This is a genomic window from Oceanobacillus sp. FSL K6-0118 (assembly GCF_038006665.1).
GTDB classification, from domain to species: Bacteria; Bacillota; Bacilli; order Bacillales; family Amphibacillaceae; genus Oceanobacillus; species Oceanobacillus caeni.
On record NZ_JBBOVR010000001.1, the window covers coordinates 1,256,658 to 1,271,783 of the forward strand.

Annotated in this window: 18 protein-coding genes; 12 read left to right on the forward strand and 6 right to left on the reverse strand. The window is 35.7% G+C overall.

Going from position 1 to position 15,126, the window contains the following annotated elements; genetic code table 11:
• Window positions 1–207 precede the first annotated feature (207 nt).
• Window positions 208–1,323, reverse strand: a complete 1,116-nt coding sequence (locus tag MHI02_RS06535; protein WP_257456908.1) for an NAD(P)/FAD-dependent oxidoreductase — start codon at window positions 1,321–1,323, stop codon at window positions 208–210.
• A 297-nt stretch (window positions 1,324–1,620) separates the two neighbouring features.
• Between MHI02_RS06535 and MHI02_RS06540 the strand changes: the two genes are divergently transcribed.
• Together MHI02_RS06540 and MHI02_RS06545 are read left to right on the forward strand one after the other, a co-directional pair.
• Window positions 1,621–2,550: a manganese-dependent inorganic pyrophosphatase gene (locus MHI02_RS06540; RefSeq protein ID WP_047184250.1), complete on the forward strand. Its 930-nt coding sequence runs from the start codon at window positions 1,621–1,623 to the stop codon at window positions 2,548–2,550.
• A 267-nt stretch (window positions 2,551–2,817) separates the two neighbouring features.
• Window positions 2,818–2,967, forward strand: coding sequence for a small acid-soluble spore protein P (locus tag MHI02_RS06545; protein ID WP_047184251.1), 150 nt, complete (start codon window positions 2,818–2,820; stop codon window positions 2,965–2,967).
• A gap of 41 nt (window positions 2,968–3,008) precedes the next feature.
• Here MHI02_RS06545 and yidC read toward each other — a convergent pair whose 3' ends face one another.
• Window positions 3,009–3,818 carry a membrane protein insertase YidC gene (gene yidC, locus MHI02_RS06550; RefSeq protein ID WP_047184252.1) on the reverse strand — a complete coding sequence of 270 codons (810 nt, stop codon included), beginning with the start codon at window positions 3,816–3,818 and terminating at the stop codon, window positions 3,009–3,011.
• Complete coding sequence (locus MHI02_RS06555) at window positions 3,767–4,132, reverse strand: hypothetical protein (RefSeq protein WP_047184253.1); 366 nt, start codon at window positions 4,130–4,132, stop codon at window positions 3,767–3,769. The genes yidC and MHI02_RS06555 overlap by 52 nt, the downstream gene beginning before the upstream one ends.
• A gap of 208 nt (window positions 4,133–4,340) precedes the next feature.
• On the opposite strand from MHI02_RS06555, the gene MHI02_RS06560 reads away from it, so the two are divergent.
• The gene (locus MHI02_RS06560) at window positions 4,341–4,763 is read left to right on the forward strand and encodes a CotD family spore coat protein (protein ID WP_047184254.1); all 423 of its coding nucleotides are present in this window, start codon (window positions 4,341–4,343) and stop codon (window positions 4,761–4,763) included.
• Window positions 4,764–4,847: 84 nt separating this feature from the next.
• Window positions 4,848–5,399 (forward strand): SLOG family protein, encoded by a 552-nt coding sequence (locus MHI02_RS06565; protein WP_047184255.1) that lies wholly within the window; start codon window positions 4,848–4,850, stop codon window positions 5,397–5,399.
• Window positions 5,400–5,527: 128 nt separating this feature from the next.
• Here MHI02_RS06565 and MHI02_RS06570 read toward each other — a convergent pair whose 3' ends face one another.
• Window positions 5,528–5,755 (reverse strand): hypothetical protein, encoded by a 228-nt coding sequence (locus MHI02_RS06570; RefSeq protein WP_047184256.1) that lies wholly within the window; start codon window positions 5,753–5,755, stop codon window positions 5,528–5,530.
• A 232-nt stretch (window positions 5,756–5,987) separates the two neighbouring features.
• Between MHI02_RS06570 and MHI02_RS06575 the strand changes: the two genes are divergently transcribed.
• From MHI02_RS06575 to MHI02_RS06585, 3 genes are all read left to right on the forward strand, one after another.
• Entirely contained in the window at window positions 5,988–7,397 is a 1,410-nt protein-coding gene (locus tag MHI02_RS06575; protein WP_341165774.1) for an ISLre2 family transposase, read from the forward strand.
• Window positions 7,398–7,643: 246 nt separating this feature from the next.
• On the forward strand, window positions 7,644–8,147 hold the full coding sequence (locus tag MHI02_RS06580) for a GNAT family N-acetyltransferase (protein ID WP_341165775.1): 504 nt from the start codon (window positions 7,644–7,646) through the stop codon (window positions 8,145–8,147).
• A 17-nt stretch (window positions 8,148–8,164) separates the two neighbouring features.
• Window positions 8,165–8,629, forward strand: coding sequence for a YrvL family regulatory protein (locus MHI02_RS06585; protein ID WP_052771645.1), 465 nt, complete (start codon window positions 8,165–8,167; stop codon window positions 8,627–8,629).
• A 153-nt stretch (window positions 8,630–8,782) separates the two neighbouring features.
• Here MHI02_RS06585 and MHI02_RS06590 read toward each other — a convergent pair whose 3' ends face one another.
• Window positions 8,783–8,950: a hypothetical protein gene (locus MHI02_RS06590; protein ID WP_167507319.1), complete on the reverse strand. Its 168-nt coding sequence runs from the start codon at window positions 8,948–8,950 to the stop codon at window positions 8,783–8,785.
• A gap of 130 nt (window positions 8,951–9,080) precedes the next feature.
• On the opposite strand from MHI02_RS06590, the gene MHI02_RS06595 reads away from it, so the two are divergent.
• Window positions 9,081–9,356 (forward strand): hypothetical protein, encoded by a 276-nt coding sequence (locus tag MHI02_RS06595; protein WP_047184274.1) that lies wholly within the window; start codon window positions 9,081–9,083, stop codon window positions 9,354–9,356.
• Between the two features lie 15 nt (window positions 9,357–9,371).
• Here MHI02_RS06595 and MHI02_RS06600 read toward each other — a convergent pair whose 3' ends face one another.
• The gene (locus MHI02_RS06600) at window positions 9,372–10,826 is read right to left on the reverse strand and encodes a processed acidic surface protein (protein WP_047184258.1); all 1,455 of its coding nucleotides are present in this window, start codon (window positions 10,824–10,826) and stop codon (window positions 9,372–9,374) included.
• Window positions 10,827–11,033: 207 nt separating this feature from the next.
• Between MHI02_RS06600 and MHI02_RS06605 the strand changes: the two genes are divergently transcribed.
• From MHI02_RS06605 to MHI02_RS06620, 4 genes are all read left to right on the forward strand, one after another.
• The gene (locus tag MHI02_RS06605) at window positions 11,034–12,443 is read left to right on the forward strand and encodes an ISLre2 family transposase (RefSeq protein ID WP_341165776.1); all 1,410 of its coding nucleotides are present in this window, start codon (window positions 11,034–11,036) and stop codon (window positions 12,441–12,443) included.
• Window positions 12,444–12,699: 256 nt separating this feature from the next.
• Window positions 12,700–13,986 (forward strand): bifunctional folylpolyglutamate synthase/dihydrofolate synthase, encoded by a 1,287-nt coding sequence (locus tag MHI02_RS06610; protein WP_047184259.1) that lies wholly within the window; start codon window positions 12,700–12,702, stop codon window positions 13,984–13,986.
• Window positions 13,987–13,998: 12 nt separating this feature from the next.
• Window positions 13,999–14,556 carry a GTP cyclohydrolase I FolE gene (gene folE, locus MHI02_RS06615; protein WP_047184260.1) on the forward strand — a complete coding sequence of 186 codons (558 nt, stop codon included), beginning with the start codon at window positions 13,999–14,001 and terminating at the stop codon, window positions 14,554–14,556.
• A 15-nt stretch (window positions 14,557–14,571) separates the two neighbouring features.
• The gene (locus MHI02_RS06620; protein ID WP_047184261.1) at window positions 14,572–15,123 is read left to right on the forward strand and encodes a 5-formyltetrahydrofolate cyclo-ligase; all 552 of its coding nucleotides are present in this window, start codon (window positions 14,572–14,574) and stop codon (window positions 15,121–15,123) included.
• The last annotated feature ends 3 nt before the right edge of the window (window positions 15,124–15,126 follow it).

The window sequence follows — 15,126 nt, forward strand, 5'->3', positions numbered from 1 at the left end:
TTGTTGCTTGATCCTTTTTTTAATAAAGAATTTGGAAGAAAGTGTTTTTCAAAAGTGCAAAAAAACTGATATAACCATTTACTTTTTTCCAGTTTAGAAAGCTTGAAATACTCTCACTGTATAAATGAGATACAGGCATTCGCTAAGGTGTTAAGCGAATGCTAAGTATTAATGTAAATTAAATTCTTTCATCATGGTATGAATAGGTTAGTTAATTAAAGCACCGCTAACGGGGTAATCAGTAATAGCTATTTCAATTTCATTCCCCAATGCTAAATTTGCTAATTGTTTTCCTACAAAAGGACCGGTAGTTAATCCCGATGAGCCTAGCCCATTAGCTAACAATAATCCTTCAAAACCAGGTAAATCGCCAATTACAGGTAAAAATCCTGGCGTGAATGGGCGAAAACCAACTCTTGATTCTAGAATAGTACTATTACTCAAGGTAGGGGCGATTTCTATAACATTAGATAAAATATCGTATAAACCACCAGCTGTTTTTTCAGAATTAAATCCCGATTTGTTCTCATGAGTACTACCTAAGACGATATGGTCATCAAAGGATAATATATATTTATTCGTTGGTGGCATAACTACGGGCCAATTCGAAGTATCCATATTCGGCATTTTCACGTGAAGGATTTGCCCTTTTTGAGGAACTACATCAAATTGGACACCCAAAGGTTCTAATAACTCATTCATCCATGCTCCTGAAGTAGCGATAACTTTATCGGCTTCAAACATTTCATTTCCAACGGAAGCCCCCACTACTTTTTTTCCATTTGCTATTAATTTGGCATCTCCAAAAACCACTGTAGCACCATATCTTTTTGCTCCACGGATGAGTGAATCTCTCATAGCTCTACCATCTACTCTAGCTCCGCCAGCAATATGAACGGATTGAAATCCATCTGCGAGCAATGGGAATAATTCTTTTGTTTTAGTTTCACCAAGTATAGTGATTTCACCGATTTCCGGGGCTGTTTCCCGACGTTTTAATGCTCGTTCCTTCATGCCAAAAAGCTTTTTCTCATCGGTGTGGATACTAATTGCACCGACTTGGGAATAGCCTGTCTCGGTTTCTCCATCCTTTTCCAATTCCTTTACTAGTTTGGGGTAAAGTTTTGCACCACCCTTTGCAAGGTTATACCATGCTTTGTTTCTTCGTTGAGAAACCCAAGGACAAATCATTCCAGCAGCTGCGTCTGTGGCTTGTCCAATGTCCTTTCTATCGATTACCGTTACTTTTGCACCGTTTTTTGCTAAGTAATACGCAGTACTAGCGCCTAATATTCCAGCACCAATGACAATATATTGATTCATTTATAACATCTCGTTTCTTTTTGTTCTTTCTTTATCCCGCCACAAGCTTCTGGGGAAACAAAGGAGGTATGTGAGCTCAACCGCCCGTAAAGGTCCGACTAACCATCAGTGGGAAATGAAGGAAATCCCCATTGACGGAAGTCTTCTTTATAACTATAAAAAGAAAAAAATGAAAAGTAAAATGGTACGGATGTAACTTCCTAATATTGAAGTACAAATCGCCTTATGATAAAATTTGTAAGGAATCATGAAAATATTTTAATTGTGACAAGCATATACATAAAAGGAGAAATAACTATGGCAAAAACACTTATTTTTGGACATAAAAATCCAGATACCGATACGATATGTTCTGCACTTTCCTATGCCGATTTAAAAGGAAAGATTGGCGAAGATGTTGAAGCTGTGCGGCTTGGACAAGTTAATAAAGAAACACAATTTGCATTAGATTACTTTAAAGTGGATGCACCCGCATTAATTGAAAGTGTGGACGACGGACAAGAAGTTATCTTAGTCGACCACAATGAATTCCAACAAAGTGCGGATAACATCGAAAATGCAAAAATCAAGGAAGTCATTGATCATCACCGTGTTTCCAATTTTGAAACAAAAGAGCCTTTGATTTTCCGAGGTGAACCAGTTGGCTGTACGGCAACGATTTTAAATAAAATGTACAAAGAAAATAATATAGAGGTTTCCAAAGAAGTTGCTGGACTTTTATTATCCGCTATTATTTCAGATTCTTTGCTATTAAAATCACCAACATGCACACAGCAAGATGTAGATGCTGCTCATGAACTTGCAGAAATTGCCGGAGTTAATTTAGAACAGTATGGTCTTGAAATGCTTCAAGCAGGCGCTGATTTAAGTGATAAATCTGCCTTAGAACTTGTAACAATGGATGCAAAAGAATTCACAATGGGTAATGCGAAAGTTGAAGTTGCTCAAGTAAATGCTGTTAATACAGCAAAAGTTTATGAAATTCAAGCAGAAATAGAAACAGAAATTAATAAAATTATTAATGACAAAGGGTTGGATTTATTCCTGTTCGTTGTAACTGATATTTTAGAAAATGATTCTGAAGTACTTGCTCTTGGAGAAGGAAAAGGTAAAGTCGAATCTGGATATGGTGTAACGTTAGATAACAATAATCGTGCACTTCTTAAAGGTGTTGTATCTCGTAAGAAACAAATCGTTAACGTACTTACTGAAGAGTATACGAAATAAGTAAAACAGGCAAAAACCTAATAGATGGTTTTTGCCTGTTTTTTAATTTTTATAAGTAGCATGCTGATATCCTGGAAAGCGTGCTGATATCCTGGAAAGAATACTGATATCCCAGAAAGTGCGCTGATAACCCGTGATGAGTGCCGATATCACAATAGTTTATTGAAGATTCCCAAGTTAACCCTTTGAAATGATTAGGCTTTTGTTTACCCTGCATAATTACCTAAATATCCTCAAACAATAAAATAAGTGAAAGGAGGAGTATAGATGGTAAATCCAAAAGGACCAAAACAACAAGAACGCCCTCGTCTACCACAAAGTCCACAACAGGGATATGGTGAGCCACTAAGCGGTTCGAAAAAGGCTAAAAACGCAAATCATTCAAGACAAAAACATAATCCTAATCACGATATGTAACAAAAAACTTCCATCCTTAGAACGATGGAAGTTTTCTTAAATTATTTGCTTTCTGTAGAATTAGAAGCAGATGCATAAATTTTTCTTGAAATAATGGTTTGAACAATCATAAATAGTCCACCGACAGTCCAGTAGAGAGGTAATGCAGCTGGTGCTGATAACGAAATAACCCCAATCATAATCGGAGACATAAGTCCCATTATAGCCATTTGTTGTTTAAGCTTTGGATCCATACCAATTTGAGAAACTTTAAATTGAATAAAATAAATGACCACAGCTAAAATAGTCATTACCATATCACTTTGTCCTAAATCAAACCAGAGAAAAGAATGAGTGGCAATTTCCGGAGTTCGGCGAATAGCATAATAAAAAGCAATTAGTATAGGAAATTGAATCATGATTGGTAAACAACCACCCAAAGAAGCTAAAGGATTCATATTATGCTTCTGATAAAGCTCCATCATTTCTTGTTGCATTTTAGTTTTTGATTCCACATCTTTTTTATCTTTGTATTTTTCTTGTAATGCATTAAGCTCAGGTTTGATTTTCTCCATTTTTTCTTTCATCTGTACACTGTTTTTCGTTTGTTTCAAAATAAATGGCATTAATAATAAGCGAATAACCAATGTGATGATTATAATAGATAATCCATAGTTGTCATTAAAGAATCCTGCTATTCCTTTAATAAGTAATGAAAAGGGATAAACAAAGTTATGATCGAAAAAACCAGTAGAATTAGCGTTAATCGGTTCAAATGTTGCACTTTGACATCCTGAAAGTAACAAAAGGGAGAGAGCCCCTAAAAGAATGCTATATTTTTTAAAGAAAGTGAATACAGATTTTGATTCCATTTTTTTCCTCCTTGTCTTTTTATCATTATGTTGACAGAAAGGGAAGGAGCTTCGGAATCATCTACCGATTCGGTTTTCTTCGTAATTGTACATATCCAAGTTCTTAATTCTATAATCCGCGGTGTTATTTTTAGTTTTGGCAATAAACGAAATTGAACATTGTGACACTTGCGAATGTAGATTTGGTTTTCAAAGCTGCGATATTGTAATCCAAATTGAAGAAATCCTAGATGAAAGTTGGAAATAACTAAACTTAAATAAAGATAAAATGGTGATAAGTCATTTAAAAGTTCATTTAATAATTCGAGTAACATCTGTATTCACCTCCTTTTTCGTTCTGCATTTAATACGTTTCTATCGTATGACAGGTTTCATTTTTTTTCAATGGAAATAGTAGTAAATTTAAAAAGAGGCAAATGCCTAGATTTATGAAACTTTATTAAAAAATGGGTACTCGTTTATACACAACCAATACAGATGACATAGGTTATTAGTGTATTGAAACTAGAAAGGGGAATGTATATGAGACGTCATCATGGACCACATTGTGGATGTCCAATATGTGTTTATCCGACTAAAGTTAATAACGTGCATACTTGTTCAGAAAGTTGTGTAAAACATATTCATCCATCTCACACAAATGTAATCAACCATCATACAGTTAAGAATATTCACGAGTTTCCACACTCCACTTCTTTTCACAATGTAACAAATAGTGTTGACATTGAAGGACCATCTTATGAAGTTCCAGGCCCAGGACCAGGAGTAATGGGAGCGTCTACCGGCCCAGGATTTTGTCCAGGACCGGGAGTAATGGGAGCTCCTACCGGCCCAGGATTTGGCCCGGGACCAGGAGTAATGGGAGCATTTGACCCAGGCTATGGACATGGAAAGTACCATGGACATGGAAAGCACCACCCCCATCATTGCGGATGTAAAAGATAAATGATTTTTAAGAAAGGCTAGCTATTAGTTGCTAGCTTTTCTTTTTAATCTTATAATGGCGGTATTTATGGGGAGGACTTACATATGAAAAGTTTAGTCGTATCAGGATATAAATCCACGGAGCTTGGTATTTTCAAAGAAAATGATCCACGAGTAGCTTTTATTAAGGCTGCAATCGAGAAGCGTTTAACTAGCTTTATCGAACAAGGATTAGAATGGGTTATTATTACCGGACAATTGGGTGTGGAAATGTGGACTGCCGAAGTTGTACTAGATCTTAAAGAAAATCATGATATAAATATTGCTTTGATTCCACCATTTGAAAATCAAGAAAAACGCTGGCCAGATCCTCTTAAGGAGAAATATCAAGAATTAACTTTTATAGTCGACTTTTTCCAACCATTATATAAAGGAGATTATAAAGGACCATATCAATTCCAAGCAAAAAATAAATGGTTAGTAGAAAAAAGTGATGGGTGCATCATTCTAATGGACGAAGACAATCCGGGCAGCAATAAATACCTATATGATATAGCAAAGGAAAAAGAGGGATATCAAGTCGATTTGATAACTCCTATGGATTTAGAAGATATTGTGGAAGAGATTAGAATGAAAGATCCGGATTATTGGGGGTAACGGTTGATTCAAGCAAAATGAGGAATAAGGTAACCCCTTACTCCTGCCATAAATATTCCATTATTTCCTCTTGAAAATAAGGGTCCGATAAGTGCGACTAACCAGCAGCGGGAGACGAAGGAAAACCTTCACTGATGGAATTCTTCTTTATCTTGATTATCATTCTTATTGGACTGTTCATCATCGGAAGATTCTTCATTATTATCCTCCTCAACCAACGTTAGTTCTGAAGGTTTCCTGTCATCATTCCCAATTTCTTCGTTTTTTGTTGGTGCAAAAAGAATATAAATGATTAGGAAAGTGAGTGCGAAGAAGGTAGTTAATCCCCAAAGGGTGAAAGCAAAATACTTCTTCATCTGACGTTTTACACCTCCTTGTTTCGCATCTAATGCAGTATATTAAGAGGGAATACGAGGTGTGCGGATGAAAACAAAATGATTTAAGAGAAACTTGGCATTCTCCAACCTAAAGAGAATCTATGTGTAAAATAGTTCTCGAGGATTTGAAACTAAATTCTAGAAAAAAAAGAAAAGGCACTCTATCATTAATGTATGCTACCAGGCAAATACATTAGAAAGAGGCCTTTTCATGAATACAATTATATCAAAAATAAGTGATTTATTAAAGGGTACAAATAATTTAATTGACTTTGAGGAACAAGTTCAAATATGTTTATATGATCTTCTTACAACACTGATGGGTAACGTTTTTACACAGCTTAATCAAACAATTAAAAGAGAATTGCAAAGTAAGGGTTGGACAGTGGAACGAGAGGATGAAAAGACGATTCAGTTTATCTTTGGGGCGGTTCGTTTTACTCATACATTAATGCACGATGAGAATGGGAAGGCACATTATCCCTTTGATGAGTGGATTGGATTTAGAAAGTACCAACGACACAGTCCTTTGGTTGAAGTAAAAGTGGCAGAGTTGGCTAGTGAGAGTACGTATCGAGAAACGGCACGTATATTAAGGGAATGGACTGCCGTAAACCTAAGTCACACAACTGTGGGAAGTATAGTGAAACGTGTAGGAGAAGCACAAGCAAAAGCCGATGAGGAAATGTTAGTTGAATTAGAGGAGGCTGCCTATTTACCAAAAGGAGAAGAATTAGACTTTTTATTTGCCGAGGCAGATGGTGTATTTGTGCGTGGAACAAAGAAAAAGACAAGTCACGAAGTCCATCATGCGGTACTCCACGAAGGTTGGTGTAGAAATGGAAAGCGCATTTCACTAAAGAATCCACAGGTCATCATGACAACCAAACCAACGAATGATTTTTGGAAAGAAGTCCAAGCGTATACGGCTAATCATTATTCCTTAGAAAAGACTCAAGTGGTTACGAATAGTGATGGTGGCCAAGGCTATACTGCAGAACGTTTTCAAGAAGCTTTCTCACAGTCCGAATATCCAGTTTTAAATCAATTGGATTCCTTTCATATTTCCAAGGCGTTGAACCGAACTTTTGGAGCTAAAAAGAGCCAGTTTAAGGATGGTGTACAAAAGGCAATCAAAGAGCACAATCTTGATGATTTTACACGTTGGATGGATACATTTGAGAGTACTTTAGAAACGGATAAACAACTGGAAAAAGCAGAGGTTTTTCGTAAATATATTGGCGGTAATTGGGATCGGATTTTTGATTGGAGAAAGAAAGTTGAGAATCCACCTAAAGACGCAAGAGGCATGGGCGCAATGGAATCCAACCAACGCCATATTTCATTCCGAATGAAAAAGCGTGGAATGCATTGGAGTTCAGAAGGTAGTGAAGCAATGGTGAAAATTAAGCAAGGGATTCTAAATAAAACATTACGATCTGTATATCTGAAGGATCAAAAACGAAGTGTTAGAAAGCAGCGTGACGTGAAAAAGACGGTTCGTATGACAGAATTCCTACGCCAGGTGACACAACCATCAATAGGAGTAAAACAAGGCAAAATAAGCCTAAATACAGCTCATTCATCAGCTATTGGACAGTTAATAAAAAGTTTTAGTTAACTCCCTGATTTTTAGGTAAGGTTCTTGGTTTTTAGAACGTTACCTAAAAATTGGGGACAGCAAGCGACGGAGGTCGCGCGGTAGCCGAAAAAGTGTACAAAAATAGAGTGCCGAAGATATTGGTGTGAAAGACACACCGAGAAAAACTTGACACATACAAAGAGAATACCAAGTTCCTAAAAACAGAATAAAAGTGTTATAATGTTTAAAACTGTTATATTTCACTAATTAAAAGGGTGATTAATGGTGGATTATACTATTCGGTTAATGAAAAAAAAAGATATTCCACAAGTGCAGCGCGTTGCAAAGGTGAGTTGGAATAGTACATATGAAGGAATTATCCCACATGAGATTCAAAATAATTTTTTGAAGAGAGCTTACAGTTATAAAATATTAAAACGTAGATTGAAATATTCGATGATGTTAGTAGCTGAAGTTCATGGTAAAATTGTAGGATTTGCTAATTATTCCTACGTGTCCTCAGAAGGTTCGACTCAACTTGGGGCCCTTTACATTTATCCAGAATTCCAGGGCTATGGCATAGGTTCTGCTTTTTTAAAAGAGGGTGTAAAAATATTAGATGACATAAAGGAAATCCAACTAAATGTGGAAAAAAATAATTTGGTTGGTATGAGATTTTATCAAGCAAAAGGTTTTGAAAAAATAAGTGAAACTGAAGAGTACTTTAACGGTCATACGATACATACGATAAATATGAAATTGAAAATAAAGGAAAATATGAATGTGTAAAATGTTAGGATGTTTAGATGAAGAAAAATGGTTTCTTTCGTGGATTTAAAATTTTTGGTGGAAACTTAATTGCTATAGCGCTATTAGGTTTAGTTATAATTGGTTCCTTATTATTGGGTATTGGTACATATTTTTTGGGGTTTGCAGGCTTTTTTTATATATTTAATGTGGAATATGATTCATTATATTATTTACTTTTATTTCTTATCTTCTTTTTCATTTTAAGTTATTTTACTAAGTTAATTGCTAAGTTATCTCTTATTATTTTCGGCCCTTATTTAAAAACGAAGAAAAGATTTATTGGAATGAAATTCATTTTAATTACTTTTGCTTTGTGGCTAGCTATCTTCATAATAGATGAAATGATGGTTGAAATCACAGTTCCTATTTGGACGGAAATTCTGGGAGCATTACTACTATCCATTGCGGATACCGCATTCAAAGGAAAAATGAAAAAAATCGTTATTATAAAGAAAAAGTAATTTTTATCCCTCCTAAACGAAAAGTAAGAACCCCACCTCAAGCTTCTAGGGAACAAAGAAGGTAGGTGGGAGATCAACTGCCCGTAAAGGTCTGATAAGTGTGATAACCATAAGTGAGGGATGGAGGAAAACCCACACTTATGGCAGTCTTCTTTATGGCATTTCATCTGCTTTTGGTCGGTTTTTAAAGGCCTCGTGTGTGACAATATCTTCTTGCTGTTCAAATTGTCGGCTATGTTCTTTTTTTTTCACCATATTATGATCAGGGAAGCTATTTGGATTACCCTTCTTTTTATGGTTAAAAGCTTTTCCACGTCCCATCATTGCATTCTCCTTTCCAATCATTCCTAGTTAGTTTACGCGTAAATTTGCTTTCCATTCAAAATAGATACATAAACCAGAACAAATAGGGGAATATATGATGGATAAGATTGGAATGGAGGTACATAGGATGGCATACGAAAATTTACATGAGGAATTACAACGTGCAAGTGCGCTAGTAAACGCTGCACAAGAAGCAGTAATTCAAGCGCAAGGACAAGACATGGAAGTGTTGGAACAAGCGGAACAACAGTTAAAAAGTGCTGAACAAACGTTAAGAAATTTACAAAGCCAAGCTGGAACAGAAGCAACACAGAATGCACAGTTCCAACAAGCATTTGAAGAATTACACGACGTTCGTCAACAAGTACAAGAGGCGCAACAAAACATAAATGATATTTTATAATAAATAAGTAGGGGATTAGCCCCTACTTATTTTCATATAACGATGATAGATGATAAAACCTGTTATTAAAAGGACGAAACCAATGAACAAAATATTAAAAATAGGAGAAGCGGTTTCCGGTAATTCCTCACCATCTGCTGTATCAACAACGGAGGGTTCTGGTTGTTCCGTACGATCTGTGTTTTTATAGCTTTTTACCTTTTCTGCTTCATTCGTTTCTTTCACCACTTCACTCTTCTTTTTATTCTTTTCCTTTACTACATCATTTTCTGTATCCTTGTTCACATTTTTTGTACCAACCATAACACTCTCTACGTGTTCGATTTCATCTTTTGCTTCTTCTATAATTTTTTGGAAATCAAATAGATCAGAAGGTAACAATAAATCCGCTAGTAATTCCCCGTTTTTGTTATAAATTTCTAATAGCAGGTCATACCCATCTGTACTATACATTGTCATTAAGGCGTCAAAGGAGACCGGATTTTTCTCGTTATCCTTTACGAGATAATAGTTGATATCAATTTGGAAGAGTTCTAGAAGTTGCTGATAAATCTGTTTAAATTCAATGATTTGGTTTTCAGAAAGTTCATCGACATTTTCTAGATTTTCAAACGGTGCTAACTTATCCTGAAGTTCCAAAAGTTTATTCAAAAATGTAGAATCCTCTATATCTAAACTAAAAAAGTGCTCCAGAAGTTTTCCGATTTCCTCATCAGATAAACCTATATCCGGTAAATCAGGGTATATTTCATCAAATTCAACTTCGTCCTGATAAAAGGAAATAGCATCCTCTAATTCCTCCATATACTTGTAATATTCCATTGAATCTCCGTGATCATTTAAAAATGTTTCTAATTCTTCTTTTGAATTAAATCCATAACGCTTAAGAAGCTCTTGGAAGTTTGTATCATTGATGGGTGTTAGTGATAACTCATAAAGATATAGGTCTACAATGGATTCTAAATTCTCAAGATACTTATAATTTTCAAGGGAATCGTCAAACTGAACTAAAATATTTTCCAATTCCTGTTTGGATGCAATTTCATAGGATGTTAATAGGTCTTGAAGGTTTTTCTCATTTATAAGGGTGTAATCGTCTAAATAATGTTTTACATAATCATGTAATTCTTCCGTGAAAATAATCCATTCTCCTTGTAACACATCTTGCCCTTTTTCCAAATCGCCAAATTCTACCAATAAGGTATTCAATTCTTCACGGGTTAAGTCGAATTCTTTAAGCGCAGATTGAATAGCTTTTTCGGTTAGTGGTGTACCCAATTCATCCTTGGAATCAAAATAATCTAAATCCCAATGTTTACTTTTAAGATAATCTAGGTAATCTTGCTTATCCCAACCAATTTTCTTTAAAAATGATTCAAATTGTGGGTCATTTGCTTCCGTTGCGCTTGTTGAAACGGGAATAAAAATTGTTAAGATAACAGTCAATAAAACAACGAATAATTGCTTCAAATTCTTTCCTCCCAAAATGTGATATAAATATGAGAATATTATAATTCGAAAGAGTGGAAAAAGATAGTATTATTTGATATTTGTTGCGAATAAGCTATGTGTAAAATAGTTCTCGGGGATTTGAAACAAAATTCTAGAAAAAAAAGAAAAGGCGCTCTATCATAAATGTATGCTTAGCCGGCAAATACATTAGAAAGAGGCCTTTTCATGAATACAATTATATCAAAAATTAGCGAATTATTAAAGGATACAAATGACTTAATTGAGTTTGAAGAACAAATTCAAATTAGTATATATGATCTACTTACTACACTAATGGGGAGCGTATTTACACAACTTAATCAAACGATTAAAAGAAGAATGCAAAGTAAAGGTTGGACGGTTGAACGAGAAGATGAAAAAACGATTCAGTTTATTTTTGGGGCGGTTCGCTTTACTCATACCTTGATGCGCGATGTGAATGGAAAGGCGCATTATCCTTTTGATGAATGGATTGGATTTAGAAAATATCAACGACATAGTCCTTTAGTTGAAGTAAAAGTGGCAGAGTTGGCTAGTGAGAGTACGTACCGAGAAACGGCACGCATATTAGGTGAATGGACCGCAGTAACTCTTAGTCATACAACTGTGGGAAGTATTGTGAAACGTGTTGGGAAGGCACAAGCGCGAGCTGATGAAGAAATGTTAGCGGAATTAGAGGAAGCTGCTTATTTACCAAAGGGAGATGAGTTGGATTTTTTATTTGCCGAGGCAGATGGTGTATTTGTGCGTGGAACAAAGAAAAAGACAAGTCATGAAGTCCATCATGCGATCATTCATGAAGGTTGGAGTAAAAATGGGAAGCGTATTTCCCTAAAGAATCCACAGGTCATCATGACAACCAAACCAACGAATGATTTTTGGAAAGAAGTCCAGGCGTTTACAGCTAGTCATTATTCCTTAGAAAATACACAAGTTGTCACCAATAGTGATGGTGGTCCCGGTTATACGGCAGAACGTTTTCAAGAGGCTTTCTCACAGTCTAGTTATCCTGTTTTAAATCAATTGGATTCCTTTCACATTTCTAAAGCACTGAATCGAACTTTTGGAGTTAAAAAGAGCGAGTTTAAAGAAGGTGTACAAAAGGCAATCAAAGAACACGAACTGGATGATTTCATACGTTGGATGGATACATTGGAGAGCACTTTAGAAACGGATAAGCAGTTAGAAAAGGCCGAGGATTTTCGTAGATATATTGGCGGTAATTGGGATCGAATTTTTGATTGGAGAGAAAAAGTTGAGAATCCACCAAAAGAGGCAAGGGGCATGGGTGCAATGGAATCCAACCAACGACATATTTCATTCCGAATGAAAAAGCGTGGAATGCATTGGAGTTTAGAAGGTAGTGAGGCAATGGTGAAGATCAAACAAGGGATTCTAAATAAAACATTACGATCCGTCTATTTGAGAGACCAAAGGCGAAGTGTAAGAAAACAACGAGACGTGAAAAAAGTGGTTCGTATGACTGAATTTCTACGCCAGGAAACCCAGCCGTCAATTGGAGCAAAACAAGGTAAAATAAGCCTAAATACAGCTCATTCATCAGCTATTGGACAGTTAATAAAAAGTTTTAGATAACACCCTGATTTTTAGGTAAGGTTCTTGGTTTTTAGAACGTTACCTAAAAATTGGGGACAGCAAGCGACAAGGGTCGCGCGGTAGCCGAAAAAGTGTACAAAAATAGAGTGCCGGAAATATTGGTGTGAAAGACACACCGAGAAAAACTTGACACATACGCGAATAAGGTTTCTTTGTCGAAATATGTATCCATGCCTTATAATAGAAGGATATTCTAATTTACAGAATCAGCAGGTCATAAAGGAGCTTAAATCGCATGAATTATGAGGAAGCACTACAATTTATTCATAGTCCAAAGCATAGCAGGATGAGTCTCGGTTTAGATCATATTCGATTATTAATGAACGCTTTAGGAAATCCTGAAAAGCAGTTAAAGATTGTTCATATTGCGGGAACAAATGGTAAAGGTTCCATTGCATCCTATCTTTCGCATATCTTAGGAAAGGCTGGATATAAGACAGGATTATTTACTTCACCATATATTGAACGATTTAATGAACGAATTAAAATAAATCAAGAAGATATTTCAGACGATTCTCTAGCGAAAATAACGGAAATGGTTAAGAATAAAATAGAGGAAGAACAAATACCTACGACAGAGTTTGAAATCATGACGGCAATTGCTTTCCAATATTTTTATGAACAACAATGTGATATGGTAGTACTTGAGGTTGGATTAGGGGGAAGACTTGATTCCACGAATGTCATTGAACACCCATTACTATCCATCATTACTTCGATTAGTTACGATCATCAAGCATTTTTAGGCTCCACTTTGACTGAAATTGCTGGCGAAAAGGCTGGAATAATTAAGGAAAATACTCCAGTACTTTTATATTCACAAGAAAAAGAGGCAGAAGATGTCATTTACCGTGTTGCTCATGAGAAAAATAGTCTTGTTTTTCAACCAGACTTTTCCCAAATAACGAACATGTCAACAGACTTAAGTGGACAGTCATTTGATTATAAGTCATTAAAAGATTTAAAAATTACATTATTAGGTGAACACCAGCTTAAAAATGCGGCTGTTGTGTTAGAAGCAGTTAAGCTCCTTCATGAAAATGGAATTCATATTGACGAAGAAGCACTTAGGTTAGGGTTAGCTGAAACAACATGGCCAGGTCGATTTGAAATTATTCATCAAAATCCAATTGTTGTCATTGATGGTGCCCATAATATTGACAGTATTAATGCTTTGGTGGATAATTTAACAAAGTATTTTCACGATAAAAAAATAATAGCCATTCTTGGTATTTTAAAAGATAAAGATGTGGAAGAAATGATTGAAAGAGTTTCTCCTGTTGTAGATCGCTTTATCACAGTCACACCAGGTAATCCAAGGGCAATAAAGGCAGAAGATTTAGCGCTTCGTTTAACTGATAAAAATCAGTTAGCCCTAGCAAGTCAGAGTTTCGAGGGAGCGATTGATTTAGCATTGGAAGAGGCTGGAGAAGACGGTATAATTTGTAGCTTTGGATCTCTTTACTATATAGGAGAAATCCGAAAAATCATGAAGTCAGAAAAATACGCTAGTAAGAAATGAGGCTTTCAATAAATGGATAAGGAAAAAATTCAATTAGCAGTTCGACAAATTTTAGAAGCAATCGGCGAAGATCCAGATCGTCAAGGTTTATTAGATACGCCAAAGCGAGTAGCAAATATGTATGAAGAAGTTTTTTCAGGACTTTCTAAAAACCCCGCTATTCACTGTGAAACGGTTTTTGAGGAACAACACGAAGAAATGGTACTTGTAAAAGATATTCCATTCTCCTCCATGTGTGAACATCATCTAGTACCGTTTATCGGTACTGCGCACGTTGCCTATATTCCGAAAAATGGCCGTGTCATTGGTTTAAGTAAAATGGCAAGGATTGTGGATGATATTAGTAAAAGACCACAATTACAAGAAAGGATTACCAAATCCGTTGCAGATCTCTTAATGGAAGAATTAGATCCAGTTGGTGTCATGGTTATTCTGGAGGCAGAACATATGTGTATGAGTATCCGTGGTGTCAAAAAACAAGGTTCCAAAACTGTAACCAGTGCCGTTCGCGGATCCTTTAGGGAAAATAGTAAATCAAGAAATGAAGTACTTGCTTTAATTAGTAAATAAAAGTAGGGGATTTCACTGAATAAAACAGAACTACGAAAAAAAACCATTACCAAGTTGAAAAGCCTGTCAAAGGATGAAAGACTAGAAATAGAACAGAAGTTAAGAAATAAATTAGTAGACTCTGATCTTTGGAAAAGAGCAAAAACAATCGGAATTACGATTTCACAAGGATTTGAATGGGATACAACCCCCATTATTAAAAAAGCGTGGGATGAGGGAAAAGCTGTCTGTGTTCCCAAATGTCTTCCGGATAAGGAAATGGTGTTTTATATAATCCATGATTTTCATCTACTAGAAAAAGGTTTATACGATATTCCAGAACCGAATCCAGAAAAAGCTACTAAGGTAAAAAAACAAGATATGGATCTGTTAATTGTTCCAGGTGTTGTTTTTGATCACAACGGGTATCGGATTGGTTTTGGTGGAGGATACTATGACCGCTTTTTAGTTGATTTTCCAAATGAAACGATTTCATTGGCAAGTCATTTCCAAGTAATCGAACAACTTCCCATTGATTCCCACGATCTTCCGGTTACGTGTATCGTTACAGAAACAAATAAGGAATAGAGA